The 25,834-nt window shown below is 71.8% G+C and carries 29 protein-coding genes; 12 read left to right on the top strand and 17 right to left on the bottom strand.

Features of this window, described 5'->3' with window-relative positions; genetic code table 11:
• Positions 1 to 42 precede the first annotated feature (42 nt).
• Entirely contained in the window at positions 43 to 699 is a 657-nt protein-coding gene (locus A4R43_RS32660) for a ScbR family autoregulator-binding transcription factor (RefSeq protein WP_113695608.1), read from the top strand.
• Here A4R43_RS32660 and A4R43_RS32655 read toward each other — a convergent pair.
• Entirely contained in the window at positions 686 to 1,327 is a 642-nt protein-coding gene (locus tag A4R43_RS32655) for a ScbR family autoregulator-binding transcription factor (RefSeq protein ID WP_113698033.1), read from the bottom strand. The genes A4R43_RS32660 and A4R43_RS32655 overlap by 14 nt on opposite strands.
• A 222-nt stretch (positions 1,328 to 1,549) precedes the next feature.
• Here A4R43_RS32655 and A4R43_RS32650 point away from each other — a divergent pair, with 222 nt between their 5' ends.
• The gene (locus A4R43_RS32650) at positions 1,550 to 2,527 is read left to right on the top strand and encodes a ScbA/BarX family gamma-butyrolactone biosynthesis protein (protein WP_113695607.1); all 978 of its coding nucleotides are present in this window, start codon (positions 1,550 to 1,552) and stop codon (positions 2,525 to 2,527) included.
• Between the two features lie 3 nt (positions 2,528 to 2,530).
• Positions 2,531 to 3,532, top strand: coding sequence for an NAD-dependent epimerase/dehydratase family protein (locus A4R43_RS32645; protein WP_113695606.1), 1,002 nt, complete (start codon positions 2,531 to 2,533; stop codon positions 3,530 to 3,532).
• Positions 3,533 to 3,535: 3 nt separating this feature from the next.
• Here A4R43_RS32645 and dusB read toward each other — a convergent pair whose 3' ends face one another.
• From dusB to A4R43_RS32630, 3 genes are all read right to left on the bottom strand, one after another.
• Positions 3,536 to 4,681 carry a tRNA dihydrouridine synthase DusB gene (gene dusB / locus A4R43_RS32640; RefSeq protein WP_113695605.1) on the bottom strand — a complete coding sequence of 382 codons (1,146 nt, stop codon included), beginning with the start codon at positions 4,679 to 4,681 and terminating at the stop codon, positions 3,536 to 3,538.
• A 41-nt stretch (positions 4,682 to 4,722) separates the two neighbouring features.
• Positions 4,723 to 5,094, bottom strand: a complete 372-nt coding sequence (locus A4R43_RS32635) for a hypothetical protein (protein ID WP_113695604.1) — start codon at positions 5,092 to 5,094, stop codon at positions 4,723 to 4,725.
• A 180-nt stretch (positions 5,095 to 5,274) separates the two neighbouring features.
• The gene (locus A4R43_RS32630; RefSeq protein ID WP_113698032.1) at positions 5,275 to 5,826 is read right to left on the bottom strand and encodes a superoxide dismutase family protein; all 552 of its coding nucleotides are present in this window, start codon (positions 5,824 to 5,826) and stop codon (positions 5,275 to 5,277) included.
• 116 nt (positions 5,827 to 5,942) lie between these two features.
• Here A4R43_RS32630 and A4R43_RS32625 point away from each other — a divergent pair, with 116 nt between their 5' ends.
• Positions 5,943 to 6,857 (top strand): DMT family transporter, encoded by a 915-nt coding sequence (locus tag A4R43_RS32625; RefSeq protein WP_236808419.1) that lies wholly within the window; start codon positions 5,943 to 5,945, stop codon positions 6,855 to 6,857.
• On the opposite strand, the gene lysA is transcribed toward A4R43_RS32625, so the two are convergent.
• The 3 genes from lysA to A4R43_RS32610 all read right to left on the bottom strand — a co-directional run bounded on the left by lysA (position 6,854) and on the right by A4R43_RS32610 (position 10,516).
• Positions 6,854 to 8,176: a diaminopimelate decarboxylase gene (gene lysA, locus A4R43_RS32620; RefSeq protein WP_113695602.1), complete on the bottom strand. Its 1,323-nt coding sequence runs from the start codon at positions 8,174 to 8,176 to the stop codon at positions 6,854 to 6,856. The genes A4R43_RS32625 and lysA overlap by 4 nt on opposite strands.
• 121 nt (positions 8,177 to 8,297) lie before the next feature.
• The gene (locus A4R43_RS32615) at positions 8,298 to 9,053 is read right to left on the bottom strand and encodes an SDR family NAD(P)-dependent oxidoreductase (RefSeq protein ID WP_113695601.1); all 756 of its coding nucleotides are present in this window, start codon (positions 9,051 to 9,053) and stop codon (positions 8,298 to 8,300) included.
• Entirely contained in the window at positions 9,050 to 10,516 is a 1,467-nt protein-coding gene (locus A4R43_RS32610; protein ID WP_113695600.1) for a phytoene desaturase family protein, read from the bottom strand. The genes A4R43_RS32615 and A4R43_RS32610 overlap by 4 nt, the downstream gene beginning before the upstream one ends.
• Before the next feature lie 70 nt (positions 10,517 to 10,586).
• On the opposite strand from A4R43_RS32610, the gene A4R43_RS32605 reads away from it, so the two are divergent.
• Entirely contained in the window at positions 10,587 to 11,003 is a 417-nt protein-coding gene (locus A4R43_RS32605; protein ID WP_113695599.1) for a MarR family winged helix-turn-helix transcriptional regulator, read from the top strand.
• Here the strand turns inward: A4R43_RS32605 and A4R43_RS32600 are convergent.
• A complete protein-coding gene (locus A4R43_RS32600) occupies positions 10,986 to 11,567 on the bottom strand; it encodes an alpha/beta hydrolase (protein WP_113695598.1) in 582 nt (193 codons plus the stop codon). The genes A4R43_RS32605 and A4R43_RS32600 overlap by 18 nt on opposite strands.
• Positions 11,568 to 11,669: 102 nt before the next feature.
• Between A4R43_RS32600 and A4R43_RS32595 the strand changes: the two genes are divergently transcribed.
• The 6 genes from A4R43_RS32595 (at position 11,670) to A4R43_RS32570 (ending at position 16,824) form a co-directional block, all read left to right on the top strand.
• Positions 11,670 to 12,206 (top strand): ATP-binding protein, encoded by a 537-nt coding sequence (locus tag A4R43_RS32595; RefSeq protein WP_236808417.1) that lies wholly within the window; start codon positions 11,670 to 11,672, stop codon positions 12,204 to 12,206.
• A gap of 96 nt (positions 12,207 to 12,302) precedes the next feature.
• On the top strand, positions 12,303 to 13,829 hold the full coding sequence (locus A4R43_RS32590; RefSeq protein ID WP_113695597.1) for a carboxylesterase/lipase family protein: 1,527 nt from the start codon (positions 12,303 to 12,305) through the stop codon (positions 13,827 to 13,829).
• The gene (locus A4R43_RS32585) at positions 13,789 to 14,145 is read left to right on the top strand and encodes an ArsR/SmtB family transcription factor (RefSeq protein ID WP_113698030.1); all 357 of its coding nucleotides are present in this window, start codon (positions 13,789 to 13,791) and stop codon (positions 14,143 to 14,145) included. The genes A4R43_RS32590 and A4R43_RS32585 overlap by 41 nt, the downstream gene beginning before the upstream one ends.
• The gene (locus A4R43_RS32580) at positions 14,142 to 14,384 is read left to right on the top strand and encodes an SRPBCC domain-containing protein (RefSeq protein ID WP_113695596.1); all 243 of its coding nucleotides are present in this window, start codon (positions 14,142 to 14,144) and stop codon (positions 14,382 to 14,384) included. The genes A4R43_RS32585 and A4R43_RS32580 overlap by 4 nt, the downstream gene beginning before the upstream one ends.
• Positions 14,385 to 14,397: 13 nt before the next feature.
• A complete protein-coding gene (locus A4R43_RS32575) occupies positions 14,398 to 14,667 on the top strand; it encodes an SRPBCC family protein (RefSeq protein ID WP_113695595.1) in 270 nt (89 codons plus the stop codon).
• A 153-nt stretch (positions 14,668 to 14,820) separates the two neighbouring features.
• Positions 14,821 to 16,824 (top strand): glycogen debranching N-terminal domain-containing protein, encoded by a 2,004-nt coding sequence (locus tag A4R43_RS32570; RefSeq protein ID WP_113695594.1) that lies wholly within the window; start codon positions 14,821 to 14,823, stop codon positions 16,822 to 16,824.
• Here A4R43_RS32570 and A4R43_RS32565 read toward each other — a convergent pair.
• Positions 16,781 to 17,410 (bottom strand): TetR family transcriptional regulator, encoded by a 630-nt coding sequence (locus tag A4R43_RS32565; RefSeq protein WP_205215119.1) that lies wholly within the window; start codon positions 17,408 to 17,410, stop codon positions 16,781 to 16,783. The two genes, A4R43_RS32570 and A4R43_RS32565, sit on opposite strands and share 44 nt — an antisense overlap.
• 129 nt (positions 17,411 to 17,539) lie before the next feature.
• Between A4R43_RS32565 and A4R43_RS32560 the strand changes: the two genes are divergently transcribed.
• Positions 17,540 to 18,706: an alpha/beta hydrolase family protein gene (locus tag A4R43_RS32560; RefSeq protein ID WP_113695593.1), complete on the top strand. Its 1,167-nt coding sequence runs from the start codon at positions 17,540 to 17,542 to the stop codon at positions 18,704 to 18,706.
• Here A4R43_RS32560 and A4R43_RS44270 read toward each other — a convergent pair.
• The 8 genes from A4R43_RS44270 to pstB all read right to left on the bottom strand — a co-directional run bounded on the left by A4R43_RS44270 (position 18,696) and on the right by pstB (position 25,830).
• On the bottom strand, positions 18,696 to 19,481 hold the full coding sequence (locus A4R43_RS44270; RefSeq protein ID WP_236808416.1) for a hypothetical protein: 786 nt from the start codon (positions 19,479 to 19,481) through the stop codon (positions 18,696 to 18,698). The genes A4R43_RS32560 and A4R43_RS44270 overlap by 11 nt on opposite strands.
• 36 nt (positions 19,482 to 19,517) lie before the next feature.
• Positions 19,518 to 20,078: a GreA/GreB family elongation factor gene (locus A4R43_RS32550; protein ID WP_113695592.1), complete on the bottom strand. Its 561-nt coding sequence runs from the start codon at positions 20,076 to 20,078 to the stop codon at positions 19,518 to 19,520.
• 2 nt (positions 20,079 to 20,080) lie between these two features.
• Complete coding sequence (locus A4R43_RS32545; protein ID WP_113695591.1) at positions 20,081 to 21,325, bottom strand: NAD(P)/FAD-dependent oxidoreductase; 1,245 nt, start codon at positions 21,323 to 21,325, stop codon at positions 20,081 to 20,083.
• 66 nt (positions 21,326 to 21,391) lie between these two features.
• Positions 21,392 to 22,936: a PucR family transcriptional regulator gene (locus A4R43_RS32540; RefSeq protein ID WP_113695590.1), complete on the bottom strand. Its 1,545-nt coding sequence runs from the start codon at positions 22,934 to 22,936 to the stop codon at positions 21,392 to 21,394.
• 75 nt (positions 22,937 to 23,011) lie between these two features.
• Positions 23,012 to 23,494, bottom strand: coding sequence for a helix-turn-helix domain-containing protein (locus tag A4R43_RS32535; RefSeq protein ID WP_113695589.1), 483 nt, complete (start codon positions 23,492 to 23,494; stop codon positions 23,012 to 23,014).
• On the bottom strand, positions 23,491 to 23,628 hold the full coding sequence (locus A4R43_RS32530; RefSeq protein WP_162788665.1) for a hypothetical protein: 138 nt from the start codon (positions 23,626 to 23,628) through the stop codon (positions 23,491 to 23,493). Before A4R43_RS32530 ends, A4R43_RS32535 begins: the two co-directional genes overlap by 4 nt.
• Before the next feature lie 415 nt (positions 23,629 to 24,043).
• Positions 24,044 to 24,952, bottom strand: a complete 909-nt coding sequence (locus tag A4R43_RS32525; RefSeq protein ID WP_113695587.1) for an EamA family transporter — start codon at positions 24,950 to 24,952, stop codon at positions 24,044 to 24,046.
• Positions 24,953 to 25,053: 101 nt separating this feature from the next.
• Positions 25,054 to 25,830: a phosphate ABC transporter ATP-binding protein PstB gene (gene pstB, locus A4R43_RS32520; protein WP_113695586.1), complete on the bottom strand. Its 777-nt coding sequence runs from the start codon at positions 25,828 to 25,830 to the stop codon at positions 25,054 to 25,056.
• Positions 25,831 to 25,834 lie beyond the last annotated feature (4 nt).

The following is a 25,834-nucleotide window of genomic DNA, read 5'->3' as shown; positions in this document are numbered from 1 at the left end:
TGAGCCGTCACGCCGTTCGTCCCAGCAGTCGAGGAGCCCCCTGTGGCCAAGCAGCATCGGTCAGAGCAGACCAGGAACGAGATCGTGAGGTGTGCCGCCAGGCTGTTCGACCGTGACGGCTTCCCGACCGCCAGCATGTCCGAGATCAGCCAGGCGGCCGGGGTGACCAAGGGGGCCGTCTACTTCCACTTCGCCTCGAAGGACGAGCTCGTCGGCGCGGTGCAGGAACTCGGCTGCGTGATGCTCGAGTCGCACGCGGCCAAGCTCGCCTCCAACGAGAACTCCCCGCTGCAGACCGTGATCGACCTGACCCACACGCTCGCCGCCTGGCTCGACGCCAGCCCGGTGATCCGCGCCTGCATGCGCACCGCGCGCGAGTGCGCCGATCGCGGCGCCCCGTTCAGCGACTTCTACCAGGCGTTGCTCAAGACCATCAGTGACGCGCTCGCCCGCGCCGACGCGGCGGGCGAGCTGAAGCCGGGCGTCGCCCAGGACGCCGTGCTGACCCAGGTGGTCGCGGCCAGCACCGGGCTCGAGGTGCTGTGGTGGGCGGGCACGCTGCCCCGGCCGCGCACGGTCGCGGTCAGCAAGGCGTGGGAGGTGCTGCTGCCCGGCATCGCCGTGCCCGCGCGCACCGCCGGCCTCGACCGCACCGGCAGTTCCGCCGCCGCCGCGCGGCCCCCGGTCAGCTTCGGCTGACCCCGTTCGCTTCGGCGACCTGGCTGCCCTCCGGGCGGAACTTGTGCAACCGCCGCGGCGGCACGATGCCCGGCAGGGTGATCCGCCACATCATGGTGACCCGCTCGGTGATGTCCTCGCGCTGCGTGAGCACCTCCGAACTGATCTGCACCCCGGTGAACGACGCGATGACGAACGTGGCGACGTCCACCGGGTCCAGCTCCGGGCGCAGATCTCCTTGGCGCGCGGCGCTTTCCAGGCAGGTCTGCACCAGCCCGATCCAGTTCTGGTACGCGTCCGGGGTCGGCGTGGAGAACGTGCCCTGCTCGATCACCAGCCGGATGCCCGCCCGCACGCGCGGGTTGTTCCGCAGGCTGATCGCCATGCCGTGCGACAGGTCGATCGCGGTCTGCAGGGTCACCAGGTCCGGGTCCTCCGGCGGGGTCCAGATGGTGAACTGCTCGGAGATGATCGCCTTGGCGATCTCCTCCTTCGAGGAGAAGTGGAAGTACAGCGCTCCCTTGGTGACGCCCGCGCCCGCGATGATGTCGGTCAGCGTGCCGCCCTGGAAGCCGCGCTCGTCGAACACCATGGCCGCCGCGTCCAGGATGGCCGTTCGGGTGAGCTCGGCCCGTTCCTGCTTGGGCACGTACAACTCCCTGGGTTCTTGGGGGATCCAGTCGCCATTCCTTCGGCTGTTCGGAGGACACAGGTGCCGGGTCCCTGGTCTGTTCGGACGACGTAGCGGCCGAGATCCTACGGCCGGTGAGCAGTTAACCAGGAATTTATCATCCGAAGGGGTTGTAAAAAAAACCGGGCAGTCAGTATGTTCAAAACGGTCATAACGTGAGCTTCCACACAAGGAGTGCTGATGACAGCGATGATGACCCGGCCGGGTGGGGATGTGGTCACGGCGGCGCCGGAGTTCGGTAACGCGGTGGTCTCGCAGCGGTCCGACGTCCTCTTCGATCAGACGATTCCGCGGGCGCTGGTGCACCGCGCGGCGGTTTCCGAGGTGTTCCTGACCGACCTGTGCACGCTCGGCGACACCGAGTTCCAGGTGGGCGCCCAGTGGCCGCGTGGCCACAGCTTCTTCAGCCTGCTGAGACCGGACCACCACGACCCGATGCTGATGGCGGAGACCATCCGCCAGGCCGGGCTGCTGATCGCGCACTCCGAGTTCGGGGTGGCGCTGGACTGGAAGTTCATCGTCCACCGGCAGAGCTTCTCGCTCGGCTCGGACGGCCTCCGGCTGGGCGCGCGCCCCGCCCACATCGTGCTCGCGGTGACCAGCCACGACCACAAGCGGCGCGGGAAGCGCATCGCCGGCGGGCGCCTGGAAGTCGGCTGCTACCGCGACGGTGAGCGCATCGGCTCGGGCGGCGCGGTGTGGAGCGCGGTCTCGCCCTCGGCGTACCGGCGGCTGCGCGGGGAGCGCGCCGACGTGGTGACCGAAGTGGAGCCGCTTGCCGGGGTTTCGCCCGCGTCCGTCGGCCGCGACCGCGTGCGTGACGTCGCGCTCGCCCCCGGCACCCGCGACCGCGAATGGGTGCTGCGGGTCGACCAGTCCCACCCGGTGATGTTCGACCACCCGGTGGACCACGTGCCCGGCATGGTCACCATGGAAGCCGCGCGCCAGGCGGCGAAGCTGGCCATCGGCAGGCCGCACGCGCTGCCCGTCGGCGCCGACTTCCACTTCGAGCACTACCTGGAGACCGATCTGCCGACGCTGGTCAGCGCCACCGAAAGCGCCACGCAGCGGTCCGGCGTCACCTCGGTCGAGGTGGTCTTCGGCCAGGCCGGGCGCACCGCCGCGTTCGGCACCGTCGACCTGCTGGTGCACGGCTGAAACATGGGGACGACTGGGGGAAGACCGGTCCTGCTGACCGGGGCGACCGGGTTCATCGGCACCGCGGTGATCCGGGAACTGCACCGGGTGGGCTGGTTCGACTGGGGGCCGCCACTGGTGGTGCTCACCCGATCCCCGCCGCAGTGGCTGGCCGAGTCCGGGGTCGAGGTGGTCAAGGGTGATCTGTCCGAACCGGACGGGCTGCGCGGGCTCGTCGACGGGATGTCCACGGTCATCCACATCGCCGCGCAGATCGGCGGTGACGCCGGGCGGTGCCGCCGGGTGAACCGGGACGGCACGAAGTTCCTGCTGGCGGAGGCCGAACAGGCCGGGATCCAGCGATTCCTGTACATGAGCACGACGGCGGTCTACGGGCACGGGCCGCACCGCGGGATCAGCGAGTCGCTGCTGGCGCCGGAACCGGTGTCGGCGACCAGCCTGAGCCGCGCGCAGGCGGAGCGGGAGGTGCGGCGGTTCGGCGGGACCGTGCTCCGGCCGCACCTGGTCTACGGGCACGGCGACACCTGGTTCGTGCCCGCGCTGTGCCGGCTGGTGCGCGCGGTCCCGGCGTGGATCGACCGGGGTGCCGCGCTCACGTCGGTGATCGAGGTGAACGACCTCGCCGCGCTGGTGGTGCGGTTGATGGGGTTGTCGTGGGGGAAGAGCCGGGGCGCGGTGTTCCACGCCAACGACCCGCGGCCGGTGCGGATGCGGGAGGTGATCGGCACGGTGTGCCGGGAGCTGGGGGTGCGCCCGCCGTCGCGGAACCTGGGGTGCGAGGCGCACCGGGAGCGCACTCGGAAGGTGCTGCCCGGGTTGACGGACCACCAGTTCGAGCTGCTGGCCAAGGACCACTGGTACGAAAGCGAACGGCTGTGGCGGCGCACGGAACTGGACCCGGGCGGCGGCTTCGCGGAGAAGTTCGCGCGCTCCGCCGACTGGTACCGCGCGCACGTTTCGCCGGACGCCACGGATCCGGTGGACCTGGGGTATTCGGAGAAGTGAGGCTCAGCCGCCCGAGTGCATGTCCTCGGTTTCGGGCACGCAGTTGTCGTCGGGGTCGTCGAGCCAGCCATGCGGCAGCGTGACCTTGCCCGGCGAGCCCTGGCGGCCGCGTGGCCCCTCGGCGTCGGCGGGGAACGGCGCGGTGTGGTCGAGGCGGGCGATCAGGTCGTCGAGCTCGTCCATGCTCGACACCATCGCGAAGCCGCGGCGGAGTTCGGAGCCGACCGGGAAGCCCATCAGGTACCAGGCCATGTGCTTGCGCAGGTCGCGCATGGCCTTGGCGGCGCCGTCGTGCTCGACGAGCAGCTCGGCGTGGCGGCGCAGCACGCGGGCGACCTCGCCGAGGTTCGGCCCCTCGGGGATCTCGCGACCCTGGAAGGCGGCTTCGAGTTCGCCGAACAACCACGGCCTGCCGAGGCAGCCGCGGCCGACGACCACGCCGTCGCACCCGGTCTCGCCGACCATGCGCAGGGCGTCGGCGGCGGAGAAGATGTCGCCGTTGCCGAGCACCGGGATGGTGGTGACGGCTTCCTTGAGCGCGGCGATCTTCGTCCAGTCGGCCTGGCCGGAGTAACGCTGAGCGGCGGTGCGCGCGTGCAGGCTGACCGCGGCGGCGCCCTCGGCCTCGGCGATGCGCCCGGCGTCGAGGAAGGTGTGGTGGTCGTCGTCGATGCCGACGCGGAACTTGACCGTGAACGGCACCCCGGCCTCGGCGGCGGCCGCCGCGGACTCACGCACGATGGCGGCGAAGAGCTTGCGCTTGAACGGCAGCGCGGCGCCGCCGCCCTTGCGCGTCACCTTGGCGACGGGGCAGCCGAAGTTGCTGTCGATGTGGTCGGCCAGCCCCTCGCCGACGATGATCTTGACGGCTTCGCGCATGGTCTTCGGGTCCACCCCGTAGAGCTGCATGGACCTGGGCTTCTCGTGCTCGCCGAAGGTCATCATGTGCATCGTGCCGGGATGCCGCTCGACCACCGCGCGCGCGGTGATCATCTCGCAGACGTAGATGCCGGCGCCGTACTCCTGGCACAGCCTCCGGAAGGCGACGTTGGTGATCCCGGCCATCGGCGCGAGCACCACGGGAGGATCGACTTCGTAGGGTCCGATCCTCAACGCGGGCTTGCTCAGGGTGGCGGTCACGCCCTTCATTGTCGCCTGTGCCGCCGATCACGTCGACGAGGGCGGCCGGTTCAGGACTTGACCAGCTGACTGACCCGCTGGGGCGAGACGTGCAGCACCTTGGCGACGTCCTGCTTGGACAGCCCGCTGTCCAGCAGGCGGCGCACCACGTCGCGGGTCCGCTCGGCCGCCCTCCGCTGGGCGAGGTCGGCCTCGCGAGTGGCTTCCTTCGCACGCCGGACGTCTTCCCCCAGCGGGCCGGGGAGGTCGAAGTCGATCGAGACCGTGAATTCGCCCGGTGTGAGTTCTTCCATCATCTCCACGAGATCCGCGGCCATCCGCTGCGCCTCGGCGGTGGAGCGGCCCTGGGTCGCCCCGACCCCTTCCACCTCGACCACCCACCACTTCTCCTCGCGGTGAGCTGTCGCCCGGTAAGTCTTCATCGCAGCCACCCCTCCGGGAGACAAGCCATCTGCTTGCCGATGCACGGACACACCCGTGTCTGGCTCGAAAGAGCGGCGGTGCCACTTCCGGGCGGGGTTCGCGCGGCGTCGGCGGCCATGAACGGTCTGCCGCGCGCCTGGGCGGCAGACCGTTCATGACACCCGCGCCACGCCAGGAGGTCAGAAGGCGACGCTCAGGCAGGCGAGCCTGGCGCCCGCGGTGCCGGCGTGGCCGGGGTGGGTGTGAGTGTGCGTTTCGTGCACCACGACCGAACCCGCGCGCCGGTCGGCGTCGAACTGCCATGGCACGCGCGTGGTGCTGAAGCCGGTGCCGAAGCGGTCCGTGGTGAAGTCCAGCCAGATCTCGTTCGACGGGTTCGCGTACGCCGGGTCGACCGACGGCGAGACCGGGTCCACCCGCTTCTGGTAGTGCGGCCCGGCCGCCGCGCCGTCGGGGCCGCAGGGCTTGGTGTGCGCGTGCGCGCCGTACTCGCGGTTCGGCAGCAGGCCGCGCACCACCAGGGTCACCCCGGTGCCGAACTCCGGCGCGGACAGCGAGAACACGCTCGCCTTCGCGCCCACCGGCACCAGGTCCGGCTCATAGGTGGGCGCGGACGAACCGAACTCGCCACGCGCGGTGACCACTTCGAACTCCGCTTCGGCTGCCGAGGCGGGGGTGGTCAGCGCGGGAACGGACAACAACGCAAGCAAGGCGGGGACCAGACGTCGCATGGACACTGCCTATCGCTCCACCAGGCAACCGCGCCACCGCTCCTGCCTGATGAGGTGAATCCCACGGCAGCCCTTGACAGCTCCCTCAATTCGATGGACGTCGTACTATCGGCGGTGTGACTGCGGAACGAACTCCGGCTGACCGGACCTGGCTGGTGGCCATCGCCGCCGCGCTCTGGGGCACCGACGGCCTGCTGCGCCTCCCACTGGCCAACGCCCTGCCACCGGCCACCGTGGTGTTCTGGGAACACCTCATCGTCGTGCTCGTGCTGTCCCCGTTCGTGCCGCGCGCGCTGCGGGCCCTGCGCGGCTGCGGCCCGCGTGAATGGATCGCGGTGCTGATCATCGGCGGCGGCTCGTCGGCGCTGGCTACCGCCCTGTTCACCGCGGCTTTCCGCACCGGGGACCCGGTCACGCCGCTGGTCCTGCAGAAGCTGCAGCCGGTTTTTGTCGTGCTGGCCGCCTTCTTCCTGCTGCGCGAACGCATCCGCCCCGGCTACGCGCTCTTCGCCGTGCCCGCGCTGCTCGGCGCCTGGCTGCTGGCGTTCAAGAACCCGTTCGACATCGAGGTCGACGCACTGCGCGCGGCCCTGCTCGCGATCGGCGCGGCGGTGCTGTGGGCGGCGGGCACCGTGCTCGGCAGGCTCGTCTCGCACAGCCTGCCCGCGCGGGACGTCACCGTGCTCCGGTTCACCGTCGGCCTGCCGGTTTCCGCGGTGATCGTGGCCGTGCAGGGCGTTTCCTTCGTACCTGGTTGGGCGAACGCGCCCGGCCTGCTGCTGCTCGCGTTCATCCCCGGCCTGCTCGCGCTGAGCCTGTATTACGCGGGCCTGCGCACCACCCCGGCTTCGCGCGCGACGCTGGCGGAACTCGCCTTCCCGGCGACGGCCGCGATCATCGGCGTCGCCTTCCTGAACACCACGCTGACCGCCACGCAGTGGATCGGCCTGCTGGTCGTGGTCGCCGCGGTGACCTCGCTCGGCTGGCACGAGCGGGTGCGCGCGAAGCCGATGGTGCTCGAGACGGTCTAACCCACGTCGCGGGCCAGCAGGTCCTCCTCGGTTTCGCGGCGGACCAGCAGGGACGCGACACCGTCGCGCACGCCGACCAGCGGCGGCCGTCCGACCTGGTTGTAGTTCGACGCCAGCGAGTGGTGGTAGGCACCGGTGCCCGGCACCGCGATCAGGTCGCCGGGCCGCACGTCCGCGGGCAGCGGCACGTCGTGGGCGAGCACGTCACCGGCTTCGCAGTGCCGCCCGACCACCATCATCGGCTGCCGCTCCGCGCGTGAATACCGGTTCGCCAGCCGCGCGGTGTAGCGCGCGCCGTACAACGCGGGACGCGGGTTGTCGCTCATACCACCATCGACCGCGACGAACGTGCGGCTGCCGCGCTTCACCGCGCACACCCGGTACACCGTGATGCCCGCGCGCGCGACGATCGCGCGTCCCGGTTCGACGGTCAGCCGCGGCATCGGGAAGTCGCGCACCGAGCACTCGTACCCGAGCGCGACGCGCAACCGCCGGGCGTATCCGGCGAGGTCGAAGTCGACGGCGTGCCCACCGCCGAGGTCCAGGTGGGTCAGCTCCAGCCCGTAGGTCTCGCGGACGTGCGCCAGCGCCTCGACCATCCGCCGTGCCGCCCGCTCGTAGGCGTCCACTCTGGACACTTCCGAGCCGAGGTGGCAGTGCAGGCCGGTCAGCCGCAGCGACGGCTGCGCGAGCACGGCGGCGACCGCGCGATCGAGGTTGTCGGTGACCCGCGGCAGCAGCGAGAAGCCGAACTTCTGCCCCTCGGTGCCGGTGGTGATGGCGGCGTGCGTGCCCCCATCGACGCCGGGCACCACGCGGATCAGCACCTCCTGCCGTCCGTGTGCCAGCGCCCCGAGCTGCTCGATCTCGTCCAGCGAGTCGAGCACGATGCGGCCGACGCCGTAGCCGAGCGCGGTCTTCAGGTCTTCCGAGGTTTTCACGTTGCCGTGCAGCAGAATCCGGGAAGCGGGGAACCCGGCGGCGCGGGCCACGGCGATCTCACCGCCGGAGCAGGTGTCCAGCGAAAGGCCCTCCTCGGCGACCCAGCGCAACACGGACCTGGTGCACAACGCCTTGCCCGCGAAGGCGACTTCCGCCTCCGGCAGCGCTTCGCGGTACGCCCGCGCCTGGCGGCGCACGTGGGCTTCGTCGAGCAGGTACGCGGGGGTGCCGAACCGGGCGGCCAGCTCGGTGACCGGTGCGCCCGCGAAGAGCAGTTCGCCGTCACGCCCGATGCGAGTGCCGGGCGGCCATTCGGCGGGATCCAGCCGGTCCGCGACGGCACAGCCCAGGCTGGGCAGCAGCTCGGCGAGTGTCACGACTACCTCCGGGGGTCGGGGTTCCTACCCCGACAGCACAACCCCGTTCAGTCCGGAGTGGACGGCTCGCCTACACGCTGCTGACACCGCGGCGCGCGTTGTTGACGCGGTGTTGACGGGGTCAGAGCGCGTGCCCGCCCGCGACCTGCACCACCTGGCCGGTGATCCACCTGGCCTGGTGCGAAGCGAGGAAAACCACCGCGTCGGCGATGTCCTCCGGGGTGCCTTCGCGGCCGAGCGGCACGATCCGGCGGACCTCGCCGAGCAGTTCGTCGTCCATCCAGCCGGTCTGCACGGGACCGGGCGCGACCGCGTTGACGCGAATGCCGCTGGCCGCGAGATCGAGCGCGGCGGCCCTGGTGAACGCCTCCAGCGCGGCCTTCGACGTGCCGTAGCCGAGCTGGCCGGGGAACGCGCGGGCGGCGTCGGTGGAGATGTTGACCACGCACGGCGGGCGGCCACCGCGGTGGCGGCGGGCGAGTTCGGCGGTGAGCAACGCGGGCGCGATGGCGTTGACCCAGTAGTGCCTGCTCAGGCTGCCGCCGTTGATGGTCTCGATGGTGTCCGGCGTTTCGCAGTGCGCGGCGTTGTTGACCAGCACGTCCACCGGTCCCAGGCGTGCTTCGACGCGGTCGAGCAGACGCACCGAGGCTTCGTCGTCGGCGAGATCGGCCTGGAAGCCTTCGCCCTCGACGGAGCCGACAGGGCCGACGCTGTGTGCCCATTGCACACCATCGGGTGGAGCGTCCTGTTCACCCAGGTAGTGGCTGGCGACGCGGGCGCCTTCCGCGCCGAACGCACGGGCGATCGCCGCGCCGATCCCGCTGTGGGCGCCGGTCACCAGCACCACCCGGCCGGCGAGTCCGGTGTCGATCATGGGGCCGGACGATAGGACAGTTCCGGCATCTCCCGCACCCCGAATTCGCGGCGCAGCGCGTTGCGCGCCGCGAAGTAACCACACATGCCGTGCACGCCGGGGCCCGGCGGGGTGGCGGCCGAGCAGAGGTAGACGCCGCCGAGCGGGGTGCGGTACGGGTCCCAGCCCGGGAAGGGGCCGGTGACCAGGCGCAACGGCGTGACCGCGCCAGCGCCGATGTCACCGCCGACGTAGTTCGGGTTGTACTCGCCGAGTTCGTGGGCGCTGACGCCGCGCGCGGCGAGCACGGTGTCGGCGAAGCCGGGCGCGTACCGCTCGATGCGGCGGGTGACCAGTTCGACCGGGTCGGCGCGGTCGTCGTTCGGCACGTGGCAGTAGGCCCAGACCGGGCGCCGGTCGGGGCGGCCGCGCGTGGGGTCGGTGACCATCGGCTCGGCGACGAGTGTGAACGGCTCGGCGGCCCGGCGGCCGCGGGCGACCTCGGTCTCGGCGGCGTACACCTGCTCGCGCGTGCCGCCGAGGTGCACCGTGCCCGCGCGCGCCAACTCGGGGTCGAGCCACGGGATGGGCGCGGACACCAGGAAGTCCACCTTGGCCGCCCCCGGCCCTTCTTTTGCCCGCGAAAGCCGCCTGCCTGCTTTTGCGGGCAAAAGACGGTCGCCCAGGTCAAGGAGGGTTTTGGGATGGACGTCGAGCAGGATCGCGGGCGTTTTGCGCAGTTCGCGAAGATCGGTGACCGGGGCCTCGGTGCGCACCGAACCGCCGTGCGCGGTCAGGTCGGCGATCAGCGCGTCGGCGATCCGGCGGCTGCCGCCGACCGGGATGGGCCAGCCGGTCGAGTGCGCGAGATGGCCCAGCAGCAGGGACGCGCCACCGCCGGCGAGGCTGGGCAGGGCGGTCACCGAATGCGCCGCCACCCCGCTCAGCAGCGCCGGCGCTCTTTTGCCCGCAAAAGCATGGTTGGCCAGGAGCGTGCCGTGGGCCAGGACGCGCGGGGGCAGGAGCAGGGCGGCGGCCGGGTCGCGCGGCAGGTGCCTGCCGTCGCCGAGCAGGAGGTCGACGAGCTGCCTGCTCCGCACCGCGAGCGGGCCCATCAGCCGTCGCCAGCGCGGGGCGTCGATGCCGAGCCGCGCGCAGGTTTCGTCCAGGCTCGAGTACGCGATGGCCGACTCCGCGCCATCGATCGGGTGCCCGTACGCGACCGGCGGCACCCGCAGTTCGACCCCGCGCGCGGCCAGGTCGAACTCGCGGAAGAAGCGGGAGGCGGCGGCCATCGGGTGCACGGCCGAGCAGATGTCGTGCACGATCCCGTCGTCGAACAGGGGGAGCGAGCGCAGCCCGCCGCCGGGTTCCGCGGCGGCCTCGCGGACCTGCACCCGCAGCCCGGCCCGCGCCAGCACCACCGCCGCGACCAGGCCGTTCGGTCCCGAGCCGACCACCACGGCGTCCGGATCAGCGCTCATACCACCGGCACGCTACCCCAGCCACTAGTTTGTTTTGCGAACTAAGGGGGTCTTCAACTAGTGTGCGCGCGTGAGCACCTTCGACGAGCTGATCGCCCTCCTGCTGGCGGTCGCGGACCACACCAGTTCGCGAATGGAGCGCACGCTCGTCGAGCTGTCCCTGACCGCCCCGCTGGCGCAGGCGCTCTACGCGATCGACCCGGAGCAGCCCCCGCCCGCGATGAAAACGCTGGCCGAACGGCTGCGCTGCGACCGCTCCAGCGTCACCTTCCTGGCCGACCGGCTCGCCGAACGCGGCCTCGCCCAGCGGGTGCCCGGCCACCGCGACCGCCGGTCGAAGGCGCTCCAGCTGACCCCGGAGGGCGAGCGCGTGCGCACCGCGATGCTCTACGCGGTGGCCGAGGCCTCGCCGCTCGCCAAGCTGAGCGAGGCCGACCAGGAGACCCTGCGGCTCCTGCTGCGCCGCGCGCTAGCCGCGGCAGAGTGACAGCGCGACCGGCCGGAAACCGAGGTTCAGCCGCGGCCGCACCAGGTCGGCGATGACCTGGCCGAGACCGGCCGACCAGTTCTGCCCGGCCGAGACGATCAGGTGACCCGGCTGGCCCAGCGCCAGGTTCAGCGCGTTCATCGCCGACCACCGCCAGGACCGGTCCGCGCTCCACAGCAGCGATACCGGCAGTTCGCGCCGCCGCAGGCCTTCCAGCGCCGGGCGCAGCGCCGACGCGCCGATCGAGTCGACCAGCACCAGCCGCCGCACGGTGTGCAGGGTGGCGTGCGCGGTCCGGACCGCCACCGCACCGCAGAGCCGGTGGCCGACCAGCGTGACCGGTTCACGCACGCCGGCCGAATGTAAAAATTCGGTCACCCATTCGGGAGAGCTGCCCGGGTGCTCGGGCGCGAGCACGCGAATACGCCGCGTAGTCATCACTTCGAGCGCCTCCCGGAATCCGGCGCCCTCGTCGTGCAGAAACACCACCGGTGTGCCGATGCCACCCGTGGTGTACCGGACCCGGCGACCACACACCGTGGTGGACAGTTCTTCCAGTGCCATCACACGTCCCCCTCGCATCACTGAGAGGAGGCGCGAAACCGGCCCCAGATACCACCAGGAATGTAACCCCGACGGGTGACACCGAGTGGGTGAGCTGGCATTATGCCGGTCACCGTGGTCGGGGACGAAGGGAGCACGGTGAACGCGCAAGCCGCCCAAATCGACGACATCCGACTGGTCGCGCTGCCGAGTGCGGTCAGCTGCTCGGCGATGTTCGTCAGATTCACGCTCGGTGAATGGTCGCTCGACCCGTTGATCGACCAGGCCGAGGAACTGGTCGCCCAGCTGGTCACCGCCTCGGTCGAGGGCGCCGCCCCGGACACGCCCGGCTTTGTGCTGGTGCGGCTGCAGGTGCGTGGTGACTGCCTGGTCATCGAGGTCGAGGACGGGCAGCCGCCGGAAACCGCTCCCGAACTCGACGGTGACCACGCCGGCGTCGAACCGCTGCGTGGCGGTGGCAAGCGCATCTGGTGCGAGCTGCCGCTGCCGATCGGCATCACCGCGGGCGCGGTCGCGTTGCCGCGCCGCGACGTGCGCCGGTCCGTCGTGCCGGAGCCGCTGATGACCGGCGAACCGATCGGCGCCGACGCCGACTTCCTCGGCCGCATCCTCACCGGGCTCACCCGCACCGACGCCTGATCCACCGATCGGGCGACCTCCGGCTGACCGCACAGGTGATTCGCCGGAGGTGCCGTCGCGGCGAAGCTGGGTTCCTCAGCAACGAGGGAGGGGCCCATGAGAAAGCGGACGGCCGTGTGCGCCGGCCTACTTGCACTGTCCACAGTGGTCACACCGGCGGCCGCCGCCGGTGCTCCGACGGTGGTGCGCACCGACGCCGGTGCGGTGCGCGGCACGGTGACCGAGCAGGTGCGCACGTTCCAGGGGGTGCCGTACGCGGCGCCGCCGGTGGGTGAGCTGAGGTGGCGGCCGCCGCAGCCCGTGCGACCGTGGCCAGGGGTTCGTCACGCCACCGCGCCGGGCAGCGTCTGCCCGCAGGAGAAGAACCCGGAAGCACCGCAGGGCAGCACGAACGAGGACTGCCTGTACCTCAACGTGACCACGCCCGCCGGGGGCGCGAAGCGCAAGCCGGTGGTGGTCTGGACCCCTGGCGGCGGCTTCTTCATGGGCGCCGGGAGCAACTACGGCCCGGAGCGCCTGGCCACGCGCGGGGACGCGGTGGTGGTGACGATCAACTACCGCCTCGGCATCTTCGGTTTCTACGGCCGGCACGGCCTGCCCGGTTCGGGCACCTTCGGCCTGCAGGACCAGCAGGCGGCGCTGCGCTGGGTGCAGCGCAACATCGCCGCGTTCGGCGGCGATCCCGGCAACGTGACCCTGGCCGGGGAGTCGGCGGGCGGCATGAGCACCTGCGCGCAGCTGACCTCGCCGCGCTCGGCCGGGTTGTTCCACCGCGCGATCATGCAGAGCGGTTCGTGTGATTTCAGCTGGGAGAACGCAAGCCAGTACCCGAACCAGAAGGCGGGTTCGTACTGGGTGCCGCGGGAACGGATCGAGGCCGACGGCGACGCGATGGCCGCCGAACTCGGTTGCCCCACGATCGACTGCCTCCGGGCGCGGCCCGCGGCCGAGTTGATGGGCCAGTTCACCCGGTTCACCAGTTCCGCGACCGGCACGCCGGTCCTGCCGCGGGATCCGGGGCAGGCGTTGCGGGACGGGCGGTTCCACCGCGTGCCGGTGCTCTCCGGCAACAACCACGACGAGGCACGCAGCTACCTGGTCTCGTTCGGCCCCATCGACGCGGCGAAGTACCAGGAACTGCTGGTCAACATGGCCGGGCCGGAGCAGGCGGCGCGGATCGCGGCGGAGTACCCGCTGTCGGCGTACGAATCGCCCGCGCACGCGTGGGCCGCGGTGACCACCGACCGGATCTGGTCGTGCACGCAGCTTTCGGCGGGCCGGGCGCTGGCGCGTGAGGTGCCGGTGTACGCCTACGAATTCGCCGACCGGCATTCGCCGCTGGCCGAAGGGGGGCCGATCCCGCTGGGGGCGGCGCACGGGGTGGAGCTGCCGTACCTGTTCGCGCTCGGCGGGATCGAGTTCCCGCTGGCACCGGACCAGCGTCGGCTGTCCGAGCAGATGATCGACTACTGGACCGCCTTCGCCCGCGACGGTGACCCGAACGGCCCCGGCAGGCCGCGGTGGACGCCGGAGCAGGCGCTTTCGCTGGCACCGAGCGGGCAGGGTGACATCCGCCCGGTCGATCTGGCCGCCGAGCACCACTGCGCCTTCTGGCAGTCTTGACCCGGTGCGGCGCCGCATCCTGGAGCTGCTCGCCACCGGTGAGCAGACTTCGGGTGCGGTGACCGCGGTCATCCGCGAGGAGTTCGGGATCTCGCAGCCGGGGGTCTCGCAGCACCTGCGTGTGTTGCGGGAGAACGGGTTCGCGACCGTCCGGGCCGATGGCACGCGGCGGCTGTACGCCGTGGACGCCACCCCGCTGCACCAAGTCGACGAATGGCTGGAGCACTTTCGCGGCTTCTGGAACCAGCGCCTGGACGCGCTGGGCACCGAACTCGCGCGCGGCAAGCGCGAACGGCGGAAGGGACAAGGGAAATGATCGACCTCGTCCACGAGATCAACGCGGTCCGGCGCGAGGTCGCCAACCAGCCCGGTCCCGCCGGGGAGGTCCGGGCGCTGCGCCTGACCCGGACCTACGACGCCGAGGTCGAGGACGTCTGGGACGCGCTCACCAACGAGGAGCGCATTCCGCGGTGGTTCCTGCCGATCACCGGTGAGCTGAAGGTGGGCGGCAAGTACCAGTTGGAGGGCAACGCGGGCGGCGAGATCCGCCGGTGAGCACGACACCACGGTGCTGGTGCTGGAGCACACCGTGCCCGCCGGGGTTTTCCCCGATTCGGGCGCGCTTTCCGTGGGACCGGGCTGGGACCTGTCGGTGCTCGGCCTCCACTGGCACCTGCGGGGCGAGTCGTTCGAGCAGGACACGCCGGAGATACGCGAGTACGCGGGCGCGTCGGTGCACGCCTGGGTCGCCGTGCTGGAAGCCGAAGGCCGCGTCGAGGCGGACGAACTCAAGACGGCCGCGGAAGCCGCTTACGAGCACTACAACCCGTCGTCCTGACCCTCGGCGAGGCGTTTGAGCGCGGCCGCCTGGTTTTCGGCGTGCTCCGTGCGCTCGGCTTCGAGCGCCCAGGCTGGTTCGCCGCGCGCAACCGGTGAGTTGCGTCTTGGGCGTTGTGGCACTGTGGGCAGCTGTCCAGGAAGGAGTCGTCGTATGGGACGACAGCCGTTGCTGCACGAACTCGCGATCGCGCTACGGGCGCCGACCGTGGTGCTTTCCGGGCGCGACGGCCAGCTCCGCGCCCAGGGCACCCAGGGCGTACTGCATGGCGACGTGCGCGTGCTCGGCGAAGCGGTGGTGACCGTCGACGGCCGGGAGCCCGAGCCGATCGGGTTCGCCGAGGCGTCCGCCGCTCGCGGGGAGTTCACCGGGCTCCTGCGTGACCTCGGCGACCCCAGCCCCGATCCCACGGTGTGGCTCCGCCGGTACCGGACCGCCGACGCGCACGGCATGCGCGAGGAACTCGAGCTGGCCAGCACCGCGTCGAGCCCGGTGCAGTGCGTGGTCGAGTTGACGTTGTCGGCCGACTTCGCGCCCATCGAGGAGATCAAGGGCGGCGGCGCACGCGCGGCGCTGCCTCCGGTGCTCGACGGCTCGGGCGCCCGCTGGAAATCCGGCCGCGTGACCAGCCGGGTCACCGCCGAGGGCGCCGAATTCTCCCTGCGGGACGGCAAAATCGTGGCCAGCTGGACGGTCGAAGCCCCGGCGACGCTGCGCTGGTCGGTCGAAGCCACCGACGAAGAACCGCTGTTCGTGCCGGGTGCGTCCGTGCTCGCGGGGCCCGGAATCCGCGCCGACGACCGCCGGTTCACCACCTTCCTGAACCGCTCGCTCGCCGATCTCGACGGCCTCCTGCTGGCCGAGCGCGAGCACCCCGGCGACGTTTTCACCGGCGCGGGCGCGCCCTGGTACCTCACGCTGTTCGGGCGCGACAGCATCTGGGCCGCGCGCCTGCTCCTCCCCGTTTCGACCGATCTCGCCGCCGGAACGCTGCGGACGCTCGCCCGGTCACAGGGTCGCGAGCACGATCCGGACACCGGTGAAGCGCCGGGCAAGATCCTGCACGAACGCCGCCGCGCCGGTTTCCAACTGCGGGGAATGTCGCTGCCCGCCTGGTATTACGGCACCATCGACGCGACCTCGCTGTGGGTGTGCCTCCTGCACGACGCGTGGCGCTGGGGCCTGCCCGAGGACCGCGTGCGCGAGCTGCTGCCGAACCTGCGCGCCGCGCTGACGTGGATCACCGAACTCTCCGACACCGACGGCGACGGGTTCGCCGAATACCTGGACGAATCCGGGCGCGGTCTGGCGAACCAGGGCTGGAAGGACTCCCCGGACGCGGTCCGCTTCGCCGACGGCAGGCGCGCCGAACCGCCGGTCGCGCTGTGCGAGGTCCAGGGGTACCAGCACGAAGCCGTGCTCCGCGCGGCCGACCTGCTGACCGCGTTCGGCGAACCGGCCGACGGCCTCGCGGACTGGGCCGCCGAACTGCGCACGCGCTTCCGCGAACGGTTCTGGGTCAACGGCTTCCCGGCGCTGGCGCTCGACCGCGCCAAAACCCCGGTTGACGCGCTGACCAGCAACATCGGCCACCTGCTCGGCACCGGCCTGGTCGACACCGCGGAGTCGGCCGCCATCGCCGAGCGCCTGCTCTGCCCGGACCTGGCGGCCGGCCACGGCCTGCGCACCATGTCGTCCACAATGGACGGATACGCGCCGCTGAGCTACCACTGCGGCTCGGTGTGGCCCCACGACACGGCCATCGTGGTGCGCGGCCTCTCCCGCGCGGGGCACCACGAGGCGGCCGTGCGGCTCGGCGCGCAGCTGGTCGCCGCGGCGGGTGCGTTCGGCGACCGGATGCCGGAGCTGTACGCCGGATTCGGCGCCGACGAGTCCCCGGTTCCGTTGCCCTACGGGGCTTCCTGCCGTCCGCAGGCGTGGTCGGCAGCGTCCGCGGTGGCCTTGCTGCAGGCGTTCCTCGGGCTGGAGGCCGATGTCCCGGCGGGCACGATCACGCTGGCACCACCGCCGTCCCCGATCGGTGCCTTCGAGGTGCGCGGGCTGCCGGTCGGTGGCGGCACGCTGGATGTCGCGGTCGCCGCCGACGGCTCGATCAGGGATTTCTCGCTGCCGCCCGGTTTCCGTCGCGTGAGTTGAGCCCGGCGAGCGCGAGGTCGGCGGCGCGGCGCACGGCTTCCTCGGTCGCCCCCGGATCGTCGCCGCGGCCCCGGCTCGCCGCGATCGCCATCTTGATCGCGCCGACCAGGGCGCCGACCATGGCCGCCGCCTCGACCAGGTCCACTTCGGCCGGGCAAGCGCGGTGCAGCGCGTGCGCGAGCCGCCGCTGCGTGTCGAACAGCAGGTGCAGCTCGCGGGCCTGCAACGCGGGCACCGACTCGATCAGCCGCGCCCGGTCGAAGTCGGTGTCGTCGGCCACGCTGAACACGCTCTGCTCCAGCACCCGCCGCAGCAGCTCGCCGGCGCTCTCGCCGGGCGCGCGCCTGCCCAGCAGGTCCAGCGACCGCTGGAGCCGCGCGTGCGCGTCGTAGAAGACGATGTCGTCCTTGCTCTCGAAGTAGCTGAAGAAGGTGCGCGCCGAGATGTCGGCCGTGGCGGCGATCTCCGCGACCGTGGTCTCGTCGAACCCCTTGTCGTGGAAGAGCCGGAGGGCGCCCGCGATCAGCGCCTTCCTGGTGCGCAGCTTCTTGCGCTCGCGCATGCCCAGCTCCAGCTCGTTCTCCACCCGCGCGAGCCTAGTGGGCTATCCCGATTAATCGTACCGACCGTGATTCCGGTGTGACTTCACCATCTCCGGGGCGGGGTCGGTGATCATCCGGATGTGCCGGGGCCCCGCGCTCCCTAGCTTCGACGCATGAGGAAACGAGCATTGGCGGCGGGTCTGCTCGCCGCGACCGTGCTGGGCGTCCCGGCCGCTTCGGCCGAAACCGGGTCCGCGTTGCCGGAGCCGGGCGGGCGGTACCCGGTCGGCGTGACGGAACTGCACCTCGTCGACCACACGCGGGCGGATCCGTGGGTGCCGGGTGCGGTCCGGGAACTGATGGTGACGGTGCGCTATCCCGCCCTGCCCAGCGGAAACCCGCAGGCGCCGTACATGGCGCCCGGGGTCGCCGCGGCCGCGGCCGAAGCGGACGGTCGCCTGATCGGCGTAGACCCCGCGCGGTTCGACTACCGGTTCGCCACCCATTCCCGCCGCGACGCCGCGGCCTTCGGACACCGGCCGGTGGTGTTGTACTCGCCCGGGGTGAAGCAGTCGCGGGCGCTCGGCACCGCGCAGGCCGAACACCTGGCCAGCCGGGGCTACGTGGTGGTCGCGGTCGATCACACGCACGAGGCGGTGGCCGTGGAGTTCCCCGATGGCCGGGTGGCCGGGCACGCCATGCCCCCGCAGTCGGTCGAGGTGTCGAAGCTGATGATGGCGACCAGGGTGCGGGACACCCGCTTTGTGCTGGACCAGCTGGAAGTGCTGGCACAGGGCGGAAATCCGGACGCCGGGCACCGCCGCCTGCCACCGGGCCTCGGCCGCGCGCTGGACCTCGACCGGGTTGGCATGTTCGGCCATTCGGGTGGAGGTTTCACGGCTGGAGAGACCATGGTTTCCGACCAGCGCATCGACGCGGGCGTCAATCTCGACGGCAGCATGGCCTACCACCAGGGCAACCGCGACTTCGGCCGCGTGGCCAACGAAGGTCTGGACCGGCCGTTCCTGCTGATGAGCGCCGGTGACCACAGCACCGCGTCCGACCTGTCGTGGCAGGAGTTCCAGCGTCACCACCGCGCCTGGCTGCGTCAGCTGCACCTGCCCGCCGGCGAGCACTTCAGCTACACCGACCAGCAGCTGCTCGCGCCGAAGCTCGGCGTGGACACCACGCCGTTCCTGGGCACGGTGGACCCGGCGCGCAGCATGGCGTCCCAGCGCGCCTACCTCACCGCGTTCTTCGACGAGCACCTGCGGCACCGGCCGCAGCCCTTGCTCGACGGGCCGTCGCCGGACCACCCCGACTTCGAATTCAGGGGCTGAGCCGGGGATCGACCGGGATGCGGTCGCGGTCGATGGTGAAGGTGGCGAGGAAGTGGTTCGCCGTGGCGCAGTTCGTGCCGTCGCCACCGGTCGCCTTCGCGGTCAGCGTGGTGCGGTCGACCACCAGCACCGCGGCCAGCTCGGCGCAGCCGGTCAGCACGAACGCGAACCCGCGGCGGCGCTGCGGCGGGGTGCTCGCCAGCGTCGCGCCCGCGCGGACCAGGTTCGTGCTGCCGGCGCGTTCGAGCGCCTGCTGCAGGTCGCGCGCCTGATCGGTGCCGAGTTCGGCGTGCCGGACGTCCACCGGGCGGCTGCCGAGCGGAATGAACTCCTCCAGCGTGCCCGGCCCGGCCGGGGACAGCGGCTGCCTGCCGCCGATGGTCCGCACCCCGCGCACCGCGTCGGCGCTGACCGTGAACTGCGCGATCCAGCCCGACTGGGCCGCGCAGTCCACCTCCTTGCCCTCCTCGACAAAGCGGGCACGCAGGTCGTCGCCTTCGCGGATCAGCTCGGATCGTTCCGGCAGCGTGCAGCCGCGGCCGGAGACCACCACGTAGTTGCTGCCGGGCTGAGCCGTGGCGAGGTGTCCGAGCGTGGAGCCCTGGCCGTACCAGCCCTGGAACACACCGGTGTCGATCGGCTGGTCGCTGAGGGCGCCGTCGGACGCGGGCACGCCGGGGACCACCGCGACCTTCGCGTCCAGCGCTTCACCGGGTTCGGAGCACCCCGGAACGAGGAACAGGACCAGCGAAAGCAGCACGCCAGGGCGTTTCATGCCTCCAGGACGGAAGCGGGTGACCGCCCGGTTGCCTCAGCCGGCGCGATGGTGGCCGTACGGCACCGCGGTGAGCAGGGTGACGTGGAAAGTTCGCCCGTTCGGGGCCTGGTAGGTGCGTTGCTCGCCGGGTCGCGCGCCGATCAGCGCGGAGCCCAGCGGTGACTCCGGCGAGCAGATTTCCAGGTCCTCGCGCCCGGCGGCGCGGGTGCCGAGCAGGAAGGTCTCGGTGTCGTCGGCACCGCCGTCGGTGTAGCGGACGGTGAGCACCATGCCGGGCTCGGCCACCCCGTCGTCCGGCGGGTCCTCGCCGACCACGGCGCGCGCGAGCAGGTCTTCGAGTTCACGCACGCGCTGCCGGTGCCGCAGCCCGGCCGGGTCGTCCAGCTCGTCGCCGGGACCGGCGGCACGCAGCGCGGCCAGTTCCGCGCGCAGCTGCTCGTGGGCGTGCGGGGTGAGCCAAACGGTTCGGGTCATGGTTGCTTTCTCTTCGAGTGCCTGGAATTCGGTGGCGAGGCGCAGGAGCATGTCCCGCTCGACGCGCAGCAGCGCGTTCTCCGAACGGAGCCACGCCAGTTCGGTGTCCCTGGTGTCCATGCTCAGCGCAGCGGGTCGAACTCGCGCAAGGCTTCCGGCTGCTTGCCGGTGGTGATCCGCTCGGCCAGCAGCCGCCCGGTGGCCGGGCCCTGCGCCAGTCCCCACATGCCGTGCCCACCGGCGACGTACACGCGGTCGTGCACCGCGCCGATCAGCGGGCGGCCGTCCGGGGTGACCGGGCGCGGGCCGACCCACAGGTCACGGCGCTCGTCCCAGCGCACGCCGTCCAGCAGCGGCCGGGCGGAGGCGGCGATCGCGGCCACCCTCGCGGGCGCGGCGGGATCGTCCGGCCCGCGGAACTCCATCGTGCCCGCGACGCGCAACGCGCCCCGGTACGGCGTGCAGGCCACGCGCGCGTCCGGCAGGTAGATCGGGCCGGGCACCGGGCGGTCCACCGGCACGGTGAACGAGTAACCGCGTCCCGCCCGCACCGGCACCCGCACTCCCCAGCGGGCGGCGAGCCGCGACAGCCAGGCACCGGTGGCCATCACCGCCACGTCGGCCTTCGCCTCCGCGCCACCACGTCCGTGCACGACGACTTCCCCGTCCCGGGCGTCGACGTCGGCCACCTCGAAGGTGCGGAAGGTGGCGCCGCGGGCCCGCACGGACTCGGCCAGCGCGTGCACGAAGCCGCCGGGGTCGAGGTGCCGCTGGCCGTCGATGCGCACTCCGGCGGTGAGCTTGCGGGAGGCGAGCGGAACGTACTCGCGCAACGCGTCGGCCTCGAGGGCAACGTGCTCGACGGGCTGCCCGGCGTCGGCCATCCGGCGCAGTTCGCGCAGCAGGCCGGCCGCCTGCCGGGGTGTCTCGAAGGCGGCGGTGATCGGCGCGTCGGCCACGGGCGCCACCACGCCGTTCGCGGTGAGCACCTGGTAGGCCTCGATGGCCTCGTCGTTCAGCGGCCGGTTGGCCTGGACCGCCCTGGTCCACGACGGCCACCGGCAGTTCAGCGCGAACCGGGCGAGGAAGGACCACAGCGCCGGGTCGGCGGTCAGCGGGATGCGCAGCGGCGCGGCCGGGTTCAGCATGGCCCGCAGGCCGTAGCGCAGCACGGAGGGCTCGTTGAGCGGGATGGCCAGGCCGGGCGCGATCCAGCCGGCGTTGCCCCAGGACGCGCCCGCGGCCACGCCGGTCCGGTCGACCACGGTGACCTCCAGCCCGCGTTCCTGCAGGAACCACGCGGCCGACAGGCCCACGATGCCCGCACCGGCCACCACGGCCGAGCGCGGCCCGCCGTCCATGCCCATGACTTCACCTCCGAAGACCTCTGGGCCAGGATCACCCGGACAACGACCGAGCGGCTTGTCCGATTCCTACAAACCGGACTGCTCATCTTGTTCAGAATCGACAGTAGCCAGTTCGATCATCATGGCCAGCCGCTTGCGCGGGTCGTCCAGGTCGAGCGCGGCGACCTCGGCCATCTTGCGCAGCCGGTAACGAATGGTGTTCTGGTGCACGCCGAGCCGCTCGCCCGCGGCGGCCAGGTCGCCCTGCGCCTCCAGCCACGCGCGCAGCGTCGGCACGTGGCTGGTGCCGTGGGCCGCGTCGTGGCGGCGGAGTTCGGCGACCGGCCCGCGTGCCGGGGTGCGGCCCGCGCGCGACGCCGTTCGCAACCGCTGGAGCAGGATGTCGTGCCACGACTCGTCGTAGGCGGGTGGCGGGGTGCCGGGAGGCCGGGTCTCGTGCAGCGCCAGGCATTCGTCGGCCTCCTGGCGGCTGGCGGGCAGTTCGGCGGCGGCCGCGGTGCCGCCGATCCCGGCGGTCAGCACGACCTGGCTGGGCAGCGCGTCCCGCAGGCCGGTCACCCAGCCGCGGGCGGTGGTGCCGTGTTCGCCGGGCAGCACGGTGTAGAGCGTGTTGCCGGACAACGCGCTGCGCCCCGGCCGCGACCAGCCGAACCCGGTGGTCGCGCGGTCGAAGGCGAGCAGCAGCGCCGCGTGCCGCTCGGCCGCGATGTGCGCGCGCACGGCGACCACGCGCAGCGCGCCAGGGGGCAGGCCGAGCCTGCTGACCACCGTGGTGGCGTCGGCGGTGCCGTCGAGCAGGCTGATCACCAGGTCGGATTCGACCTGGCGCTCGAGGTCCGCGCTGGCGCGCGAGCGCAGCAGGTGCAGTGCAACGGTGCGCGCGCCGTCCTCGAGCGCGGTGCGCCGCTCGCCGGTCAGCGGGCTGCCGCAGGTCACCCACACCGAGCCGAGCAGCTCGCGGCCCGCCCGCACGGCGACCACCATGCGCCCGGTGAGGCCGTGCGCCTGGTCGGCCTCGACGAAGAAGGGCCCGTCCTCGGCGGCGAGCCTGGCGAACACGCCGCGCTCGTCGAAGAGCACGCGCACCCCGTCGGGTGCCTGCCGCCCGAGGATCGTGTCCAGCCGGGCGGGGTCGGTGCCCTGCTGCGAGCGGGAGTAGGCGAGCAGCCGGGACAGCCTGTCCTCGATGGTCACCGCGCTGCCGACCGCCTCGGCCAGGCTGTCGGCGAGCGCGAACAGGTCGGTGGGTCCCCGGCCGGACTCGGTCTCGCGGCCCTCGAGGACCAGGCCGTAGACCACCCCGGCCAGCTGACTCCACGACACGGCGGGGTCCACGAGGAGCACGGCTATCCCGGCGGCTTCACCCGCTTCGGCCGCTTCGCGCGGTGCGTCGCCGTGGATGAGGACGACACTCGCACGCGCCTCCACCGCCCAGGCGATCCCCTCGGCGACGGACCGCGCACCAACGGCGAGGAACACGTCGCCGCTGGTGGGCGTGTCCTGCTCGCGCAGCACCACACTCCGCAACTTCACCGCCCGAGGCACGGGGCAGCACACCAGGCGCACCCCGTAGCCGCCCAGCACATTGACCAGCCGATCCAGCCCGACCATCGCACCCCCCTCCGCGACCACGCAGTCTAGGAGTGCACGACCTGACGGGCCCGTGTGCTGCGCGCGGACACTTGGTCATTCGAGCTGTTCCCGGAGGCGGTGCAGCACCTCGGCCACGGTCATGCCGCACAGCGTGGCGGCCTGCCGCAGCACGGCTTCGTCCAATTCGATCTCCGGGTCCGGGCCCGGCGGCAGCGTGGCGGCTCTCGCGATCGCCCAGGCCTGGAGCGGTCTCAGCGCCGGATCGTTTGCCTGGGTGATCACCTTGAGCCGCACGCGGATGCGCGGGCCGGACGGCCGGAGGTCGCGATGGACGGCCGCGAGCACCTCGTGCGCGGTGGTGCCGAGCGCTTCGCACAGCTCCACCAGCCGCGACACCGTCAGCCGCCGGGCGCCGGACTCGTAGCTGCCGAGCGTGCCGATCGACATGTCGTTGTGCAGCAGCGCGCACAGCTGGTCGCGACTCAGCCGCCGCGCCCGTCTGAGCTGGCGCAGCCGCTCGCCGAGTGCCTCCCGGAACGGCCGGTCGAAGTCCGGGTCCACGGCGCTGCCGCTCATCGGCCCGCTCCTTCGATCCGTTCGGCCCGCTCGCGCGCCTCGTCGGCCAGGCCGGTCAGCAACTCCGCGACCTGGCGCAGGTCGGCAGCACTGCACTCGGCGTCGTCGATCTCCCTGGCCAGGCGCACCATCACGGCGCCCACCTCGCGATTGGCCCTCAGCAACCGAACGAAGGCCCGCTGATCCCGTTGAACCATGTCCACCCCCTCGTACCTGATACTGGCATATGCCACTATCAGGTACGAGGGACAGGTGCTCCCGGAGATGACGCGCTGGACAAGTCCGTGTCGTCGGCCGCCGGTGCCAAGGTTTGTTGCTGGGCAACGACTCCGGTCGGGAACACGCCGACCTCTTCCTGGCCGTGAGCCAGTTGCCGTGGGCAAGGGTTGCTTGGCGGGCAACGGTTTGCCGGGGTGTCACGAATGTGGCTTTCGGGACGTCAGGCGTCTCGAAAGCCACATTCGTGACAGGGCAAGGGTTTCGCGCGGTGAGCCGCGCCGGGTCGGCTGGGGGCACGTGCTCGTGCTTAGGGGGAGAGCGCGGCCGCGGTTAGATTTCTGGTTTGGCGGTGCGGGTGGCGCCGATGGAGGCGGCGACGACGCAGCAGATGGCCAGCCATTGGGGCAGGTGGAGCGCCTCTCCCAGGAGCAGGAGGCCGGCGATGGCGGCGACCGCGGGTTCCAGGCTCATCAGCACGCCGAACACCCGCGGCGGGATCTTCCGCAGCGCTTCCAGCTCCAGCGAGTACGGGATCACCGACGACAGCAGCGCCACCATCAGCCCGATGAACAAGACCCACGGGTCGAGCAGGCCGGTCCCCGTCTCGATGATGCCGGTGGGCATGGCGACCAGGGCACCGAACGCCATCGCCAGCGCCAGTCCGTTGCCTTCACTGGTCCGGCTCCCCAGGGCCGCGCCGAGCAGGATGTACGCGCCCCAGCAGACGCCCGCGGCCAGGGCCAGGGCCATGCCGACCAGGGAGATGTCCCCGCGCGTCTCGGACAGCAGGATCACGCCGCCCGCGGCGAGCAGCGCCCACAGCGCGTCCCGCCAGCGGCGGGAGCCGGCCAGCGCCACGCCCAGTGGGCCCAGGAACTCGATGGTCACCGCGATGCCCAGCGGGATCCGGGCGATCGCCTGGTAGAAGAAGATGTTCATGGCGGCCAGCACCAGCCCGTAACCCAGCACCACCGGCAGGGCACGACGGCCCATCCGCAGCGCCGGGCGCCACAGCAGCAACAGCACCACGGCCGCGAAGAACAGGCGCAGCGTCACCGTGCCCGCCGGGCCCGTGACCGCGAACAGCTGCTTCGCGAAAGCGGCCCCGACCTGCACGCTCACGATGCCGATGAGCACCTGGAGCGTCGGCGGCACCGCGCCGAGCGTGCGCCCGGCGAGCGCGAGCAAACCGGGCCTGGGCAGCGGTTCTCCCGCACCGCCGATGTACGCACTGACCATGGGTACGAACGTACCAATCCGGTCCGGCATTCCCGGCGGCCCGCCGAAAACGCGAACGGCGGCGAGCCAGGCTCGCCGCCGTTCACACGATCAGGTGAACCTCAGCCGAAGCGGCCCGAGATGTAGTCCTCGGTGGCCTTCTGGTCCGGGTTCGAGAAGATCTTCTCGGTGTCGTTCAGCTCCACCAGCTGCCCCGGCCTGCCGACGCCGGCCAGGTTGAAGAACGCGGTCTGGTCCGACACGCGCGCCGCCTGCTGCATGTTGTGCGTGACGATGACGATGGTGAACTCCTTCTTCAGCTCGGCGATCAGGTCCTCGATCGCCAGCGTGGAGATGGGGTCCAGCGCCGAGCACGGCTCGTCCATCAGCAGCACGTCCGGCTGCACGGCGATCGCCCGCGCGATGCACAGCCGCTGCTGCTGACCACCCGAGAGGCCACCGCCCGGCTTGTTCAGCCGGTCCTTGACCTCGTTCCACAGGTTCGCCCCGCGCAGCGCCCGCTCGGCCACCTCGTCCAGCTGCTTCTTGCTCTTCGTGCCGGCCAGCTTCAGCCCGGCCACCACGTTGTCCCTGATCGACATGGTCGGGAACGGGTTCGGCCGCTGGAACACCATGCCGATGGTGCGCCGGACCTGCACCGGGTCCACCGAACTGGCGTAGATGTCCTCGCCGTCCAGCAGCACCTGGCCCTCGACCCTGGCCCCGGGGATCACCTCGTGCATGCGGTTCAGCGTCCGCAGCACGGTCGACTTCCCGCAGCCGGACGGCCCGATGAACGCCGTCACGTTCCGCGGCGGCACCGACAGCGTCACGCTGTCCACCGCGTGGAACTTGCCGTAGTAGATGTCCACATCCTTGACATCGATGCGCTTGGCCATGGGG

This window comes from Amycolatopsis albispora, from assembly GCF_003312875.1.
In the GTDB taxonomy this organism is placed as follows: Bacteria; Actinomycetota; Actinomycetes; order Mycobacteriales; family Pseudonocardiaceae; genus Amycolatopsis; species Amycolatopsis albispora.
This window is presented reverse-complemented; position numbering and strand designations above follow the sequence as displayed.

Coding starts and splice junctions, on each gene's coding strand:
- A4R43_RS32535 (WP_113695589.1), bottom strand. CDS start 23,494: ATGAGCGGCAGCGCCGTGGACCCGGACTTCGACCGGCCGTTCCGGGAG.
- A4R43_RS32580 (WP_113695596.1), top strand. CDS start 14,142: ATGATCGACCTCGTCCACGAGATCAACGCGGTCCGGCGCGAGGTCGCC.
- A4R43_RS32590 (WP_113695597.1), top strand. CDS start 12,303: ATGAGAAAGCGGACGGCCGTGTGCGCCGGCCTACTTGCACTGTCCACA.
- A4R43_RS32600 (WP_113695598.1), bottom strand. CDS start 11,567: ATGGCACTGGAAGAACTGTCCACCACGGTGTGTGGTCGCCGGGTCCGG.
- A4R43_RS32650 (WP_113695607.1), top strand. CDS start 1,550: ATGACAGCGATGATGACCCGGCCGGGTGGGGATGTGGTCACGGCGGCG.
- pstB (WP_113695586.1), bottom strand. CDS start 25,830: ATGGCCAAGCGCATCGATGTCAAGGATGTGGACATCTACTACGGCAAG.
- A4R43_RS32560 (WP_113695593.1), top strand. CDS start 17,540: ATGAGGAAACGAGCATTGGCGGCGGGTCTGCTCGCCGCGACCGTGCTG.
- A4R43_RS32545 (WP_113695591.1), bottom strand. CDS start 21,325: ATGGGCATGGACGGCGGGCCGCGCTCGGCCGTGGTGGCCGGTGCGGGC.
- A4R43_RS32630 (WP_113698032.1), bottom strand. CDS start 5,826: ATGCGACGTCTGGTCCCCGCCTTGCTTGCGTTGTTGTCCGTTCCCGCG.
- A4R43_RS32635 (WP_113695604.1), bottom strand. CDS start 5,094: ATGAAGACTTACCGGGCGACAGCTCACCGCGAGGAGAAGTGGTGGGTG.
- A4R43_RS32525 (WP_113695587.1), bottom strand. CDS start 24,952: ATGGTCAGTGCGTACATCGGCGGTGCGGGAGAACCGCTGCCCAGGCCC.
- dusB (WP_113695605.1), bottom strand. CDS start 4,681: ATGAAGGGCGTGACCGCCACCCTGAGCAAGCCCGCGTTGAGGATCGGA.
- A4R43_RS32595 (WP_236808417.1), top strand. CDS start 11,670: ATGCCGGTCACCGTGGTCGGGGACGAAGGGAGCACGGTGAACGCGCAA.
- A4R43_RS32610 (WP_113695600.1), bottom strand. CDS start 10,516: ATGAGCGCTGATCCGGACGCCGTGGTGGTCGGCTCGGGACCGAACGGC.
- A4R43_RS32540 (WP_113695590.1), bottom strand. CDS start 22,936: ATGGTCGGGCTGGATCGGCTGGTCAATGTGCTGGGCGGCTACGGGGTG.
- A4R43_RS32550 (WP_113695592.1), bottom strand. CDS start 20,078: ATGGACACCAGGGACACCGAACTGGCGTGGCTCCGTTCGGAGAACGCG.
- A4R43_RS32645 (WP_113695606.1), top strand. CDS start 2,531: ATGGGGACGACTGGGGGAAGACCGGTCCTGCTGACCGGGGCGACCGGG.
- A4R43_RS32615 (WP_113695601.1), bottom strand. CDS start 9,053: ATGATCGACACCGGACTCGCCGGCCGGGTGGTGCTGGTGACCGGCGCC.
- A4R43_RS44270 (WP_236808416.1), bottom strand. CDS start 19,481: ATGAAACGCCCTGGCGTGCTGCTTTCGCTGGTCCTGTTCCTCGTTCCG.
- A4R43_RS32570 (WP_113695594.1), top strand. CDS start 14,821: ATGGGACGACAGCCGTTGCTGCACGAACTCGCGATCGCGCTACGGGCG.